The organism is Synechococcus sp. EJ6-Ellesmere (assembly GCF_024345875.1).
Classification (GTDB): Bacteria; Cyanobacteriota; Cyanobacteriia; order PCC-6307; family Cyanobiaceae; genus Regnicoccus_A; species Regnicoccus_A antarcticus.
Genome location: NZ_JAGQBY010000198.1, coordinates 1 through 5,038 on the forward strand (window position 1 = coordinate 1; position 5,038 = coordinate 5,038).

Below are 5,038 nucleotides of genomic sequence, written 5' to 3' on the forward strand. Positions count from 1 at the left end.
CCACGCGCCGGCCGCAGCTGCCGGGCGGCGCCCGCTTCTGGGTGACGCTGCTGAGCCTGGGCTTTCTGCTGGCGGCCCTCAAGGGCAATGCCGAGCAGTTGCTGACCCAGCGCCTGGACCCCCAGGGCTGGCTCTGGCTGCTGATCGGGGTGGGGGTGAGCCTGTTCAGCCTGGTGATCAACGGCCTGGCCTGGGCCGTGGGCCTGCGCTGGTTCCGCCTGCGGCCCCGCTGGGGTCTGAGTGTGCGCGCCTATCTGAGCACCAACCTGCTCAAGTACCTGCCCGGCGGCATCTGGCATCTGGCCGCGCGGGTGCGCCTGCTTGTCCAGGGCGATCGCCTGCTGGCTGGCCCGACCACCTCGGTGGCCACACCCCTGGGGCTGGCGGCCACTCTGCTCGATCCGCTCCTGGCCGCCAGCGCCTCCCTGGCCATCGCGGCGGTGGCGGGCTGGAGGGCGGGATGGCCCCTGCTGGGTCTGCTGCCGCTGCTGGTCCTGGTGCCGCGCTGGTTCCAGCCGCTGCTGCAACGTCTCGAGCGCTCACGCGAGCGGCAGCTGGCCCGGATGCCAGGGACTCAGCCTCTGGTTCAGGCACCCCCTGACCTTGACCCCAGCTCAGCCGGCTTCCTGCTGCCCGGCTATCCGCTGGCCCCGCTGCTGGCTGAGGCGGCGTTCGTGCTATTGCGCTTCGGCGGCTTTGCGGCTTGTGTTCTGGCTTTCGATCAGCAGCTGTCTCTGCCCTGGGCTGGCTGGCTGCTGGGCTTTGGCCTGGCCTGGACGGCGGGGCTTGTGGTGCCTGGTGCCCCCGGCGGACTGGGGGTGTTTGAGGCGGTGCTGCTGTTGCAGCTGGGCGGCCAGTTGGCGGAGGCCCCGCTACTGGCTGTGGCGCTGAGCTATCGCCTGGTGGCCACGGCGGCTGATCTGCTGGCGGCCCTCACCGCCAGGTTGGATGCCGGCCTGGATCCGGCCCTTCGCAATTGCAGCATCAGTTGAGAAGAGCGGGCTAGATTCACCACGATGTACGGGGTGATCCGGTGCCATCCCGATCGTCGGCCAGCCCAGGTCCGGCCACAGAGCTGCGTTCCAGCCTGCATGGGCGGGGCCGGAGGCTCACTCCCCAGCGCCAGAAGGTGCTCTCCCTGTTCGAGCGCATCGGTGAAGGCAGTCACCTCAGCGCCGAAGAGGTGCACCTGCGCCTGGTGCGGGCCGAGGAGCGGGTGTCCCTGGCCACGGTGTACCGCACCCTGCGCCTGCTCAGCTCGATGGAGCTGCTGCGGGAGCTGGAGTTGCCCGAAGGGGGCCGCCGCTTCGAGCTGGCCAGCGATGCCCACCGCGACCATCACCATCTGGTCTGTGTGGGGTGCGGCCGTACCGAGGAATTCGAAAGCTCCGTCGTGCTCGACGAAGGCCGTCGGGCCGCCGGCAGCCACGGCTTTCGCCTGATCGAGTGCGTGCTCAACGTGCGGGCCCTCTGTCCTCGCTGCGCAGCCGTCGAACCCGCCTGAACGGCACCCCCGGCAAGCCAAGTTGCTGATCGGCCCAGTGGGCTGCCAGGGCGGCGAGAAGGGTGGCGCGATCGCCGTGGAGTCTGAGCATCGCGGGGGTGCGGCAACGGGCCCAAGGCTGGGGCTGCCCGCGCCTGGCCCGTGGCTCCGGGGGCACCGGGCCAGGGGCCAAAAGGCACAGTCCAGGGTCCATTCACCACCAGCGCCTTGGCGCCGCCGCCTTGCAACTGGGGAAGTTATTGAGAACCGATTGCAAAAGGGCAACCCTGCTGTTTAGATTGCGAGTCATTCGCAATAGCGACGGTTCCGTGAGCTTCCGTTTCCTGCCCGATCAGCCCCTGTCCTGCGTGCGGATGCCGGCCGGCCAGACCGTGCTGCTTGATCCCGCCCTTCGCCCCGGCGGCAGTTCCATCGAAGTCCTCGAAGGAATCGCCCGCGTCTACTGCCCCTGCGAGGAAACCGAAGGCATGACCCTGGCCTTCCTTCAGCCGGGTGATCAGCTGCGCACCGACCGTCTCTGCAGCGAAGGGGTCTGCGTGGAAGCTCTCACTCCCCTCTGCTTCCGCTCTGAAACCGAGGCCTGCAACGATACCGGCTTCGATCCAGTCAACGAATGGACGCTGCAGCTGCTGCGCATTCGCCATCTCGGCTCCGCCGAGCAGCGTCTCCATGCCCTCTTCGGCCTGCTGGTGCGTCGCCTCGGTCGCCGCTGCGGCCCCTGGTGTGATCTGCCCTTCCGGCTCACCCATGAGCGCATCGGTGAGCTGATCGGCACCACCCGGGTCACCACCACCCGGCTGATCTCCCGGATCCGCCAGGCCCAGCTGCTGGAAGCTCCGGCAGGCGAACCCCGCCTGCGCCTGGCGCCTTCCCTGGTGGAATCCGCCCCTCTCGCCGCCGCTTGATCCCCCTGCTGCCCTGCCCGCTCTCGGCCGGCTGGGAGCTGGTGGCCTATGGCGTGCTGCCCTCCAAAGCAGCCGATGGCCGCAGTCTGGGAGGGTTCTCAGCCGCTGCCAGCGATCCCACCGACGGCAGCCTCTGGCTGCTGAGCGACCGGGAGGAACCCGAGCTGATTCCCATCTGGGATCTTGCCGGACTGGGCCAGCGGCCCCTGCGGCTGGGTGAGCGCCTGCCCTTGCGCAGCGCCAACGGCGACCCCTTCCCGGCCCCGCTCGATGGCGAGGGCCTGGTGCTCGAGGGCAACGACCTCTGGATCGTGACGGAGGAGCGCCGCAGCGCCGATCGTCCGGCTCAGCTGCTGCGCTTCGATCGCCGCAGCGGCCACCTGCGCGAGGCCCTGCTGCTGCCGGAGGCCTGGAGGGCCGCTCCCGGCCAGGGCCTTGGCGTCAACCAGGGGCCCGAATCCCTCACCCGCCTGAGCGGCTCTCCCCTCACCCTGCTGCTGGCGGCCGAGCGCCCCTTGCTCCAGGACCGCCGCGATCAGCTGCGCCTGCTCACGTACGGCCCCGCTGGCTTCCGCCCCATGGGTTTCCTGCTGCTGACATTGCCGGCGCCCCACTGGGGACTCACCGAGCTGCTCGCTCCCCCCGGTGGTGGCCTGCTGGGCCTGGTGCGGGGCTTCGAGCCACCCGCCAGCTGGTGGGCCCAGCTCCTGCAGCTGCCCGTGCCGGGAGCGGCCGCATCGGTGCAGGCCAAAGAGGTGCAGGCGCCACTCGTCCGCTGGGATCTTCTGGTGAGCGGTCTGCCCCCTGACAACTGGGAGGGCCTGGCTCTGGGGGCTCCCCTGGCCGATGGTCGTCCCACCCTGCTGCTGGTGAGCGACGACAACTTCAACCCCCTGCAGGCCAACCGCCTGGCCCGCCTGGCCCCGCGCCGTCAGCCCGGCTGCCGCAATGGCTCAGTCGCGGCTCTCGAGGGTGGGGATCAGGGCCAGTGAGGCCACCAGTCCCAGGGCCATGATCACCAGGGCCGGCGCCATGGCCGCCCCCACCCGCTCATCGCTGGCGTACTGGAACACCCGCACCGCCAGGGTGTCGAAGTCGAACGGGCGCAGGGAGAGCGTTAGCGGCAGTTCCTTCACTACATCCACGAACACCATCAGCGCCCCCACCAGCAACGGACCGCGCAGCAGCGGCAGGTGCACCCGCCGCAGCACCTCGGTCCAGCTGCAGCCCAGGCTGGTGGCCGATTCATCGATGCTGGGGGGAATCCGCTCCAGGCCGGCGTCGAGGCCCTGCTTGGACACGGCCATGAAGCGCACCCCGTAGCCCCAGATCAGCAGCAGCAGCGGGCTCAGCGCCCATGGCCCCCCCAGCAGCATCAGCCCCAGGGCCATGACGCTGCCGGGAACGGCGTAGCCCATTCCCGCCAGAAAACTGAGCTGGCACACCACCAGCCTCGGGCTCCAGCGGCGGATGATCGCCAGCAGCAGGGCCGCCAGCGCCGTGAGCAGGGTGGCCACCAGGGCCAGGCCGAGGCTTCGGCCCGCCAGGATCAGCTGCTCCGTCAGCGGCTCCTCCAGCAGATTGCGCCAGCCCTCCGCCACCCACACCAGGGGAATGGTCAGCGCCAGCACGGGCGGCAGCGCCGACACCACTTGGGCCAGAAGGGCGCGCCAGCCACTGAGCACGTAAGCCTGGGCCTCGCCGTTGGCATGGCCCAGATTCCAGCGGCGGCTGCGCTGGCGCAGCGAGCGCTCGGCGGCCACCAGCAGCACCACGATCGCCAGGGCGATCAGCGACAGCAGCGCCGCGCCACGGGGATCCCCCTCCACCTGCCAGCGATCGAGGATGCCCGCCGAGAGGCTGGGGACCCCGAGCAGCCGCACCGCCCCCAGCTCGTTCACCACTTCCATGGCGCTCAGGGCCACCCCGGCACCGATCGCCGGCAGGGCGATCGGCAGGGCCACACGGCGGAAGGCCTGCCAGGGGCCCACCCCCAGGCTGCGGCTGGCCTCCAGCAGCTGGCCACCGGTGATCGAGAAACTCTCGGTGCTCAGCAGGAACACGTAGGTGTAGTTGGCCAGGCTGAGCAACAGCACCGCCCAGCCCAGGCCATGGATCCGCAGGCCGTGGCTGCTGCCCCAGTCGATCAGGCTGGCGGCCAGAAGATAGGCCGGGAAGGCGAGCGGCAGCAGCTGGGCGATGCGCAGCCAGCGCCGGCCGGGGAAGCGGCAGGCGGCTGTGAGCCAGCCGATGGCGGTGCCCATCACGGCCCCGCACACCCCTTCGCCCAGCACCAGCACCAGGGTGCCTCGAATTTGTTCGGCGCCATCGAACCCCAGCCCCAGACCGCCCGCGAGGGCCGGCTGGAGGGCGGCATCGCGCAGCAAGGCCGCCATCGGCAGCAGGGCGAGCACGCCGATCACCACCACCACGGCGGTGAGGGTGGGCCGGCTGGAGGGGCTGCCGTGGGTCAGCGGCCTGGGGGCGAGCAGGGTCACTTCCCGCCCGGTTCCACCATCAGCGCGCTGGCTTCCCGGGTGCCGCGGGCCAGCTGATCGGCGCTCACCGGCGCGGGCTCGCAGCTGCCGAAGCCGTTGAGGATCCGGTTGTCACCGAATCCCTGCAGCGG

5 protein-coding genes are annotated in these 5,038 nt (G+C 70.6%); 4 read left to right on the forward strand and 1 reads right to left on the reverse strand.

Features of this window, described 5'->3' with window-relative positions; all coding sequences use genetic code 11:
- The 4 genes from KBY78_RS16060 to KBY78_RS16075 all read left to right on the forward strand — a co-directional run.
- Positions 1–992: lysylphosphatidylglycerol synthase domain-containing protein (locus tag KBY78_RS16060; RefSeq protein WP_255144472.1), on the forward strand; the 992-nt coding region annotated here is incomplete at its 5' end.
- A gap of 41 nt (positions 993–1,033) precedes the next feature.
- Complete coding sequence (locus tag KBY78_RS16065; protein WP_255144473.1) at positions 1,034–1,504, forward strand: Fur family transcriptional regulator; 471 nt, start codon at positions 1,034–1,036, stop codon at positions 1,502–1,504.
- A 308-nt stretch (positions 1,505–1,812) separates the two neighbouring features.
- Positions 1,813–2,409, forward strand: coding sequence for a helix-turn-helix domain-containing protein (locus tag KBY78_RS16070; protein ID WP_255144474.1), 597 nt, complete (start codon positions 1,813–1,815; stop codon positions 2,407–2,409).
- Positions 2,406–3,401, forward strand: coding sequence for an esterase-like activity of phytase family protein (locus KBY78_RS16075; RefSeq protein WP_255144475.1), 996 nt, complete (start codon positions 2,406–2,408; stop codon positions 3,399–3,401). The genes KBY78_RS16070 and KBY78_RS16075 overlap by 4 nt, the downstream gene beginning before the upstream one ends.
- Here KBY78_RS16075 and KBY78_RS16080 read toward each other — a convergent pair.
- A complete protein-coding gene (locus tag KBY78_RS16080) occupies positions 3,363–4,907 on the reverse strand; it encodes an ABC transporter permease (RefSeq protein WP_399216074.1) in 1,545 nt (514 codons plus the stop codon). The two genes, KBY78_RS16075 and KBY78_RS16080, sit on opposite strands and share 39 nt — an antisense overlap.
- Positions 4,908–5,038 lie beyond the last annotated feature (131 nt).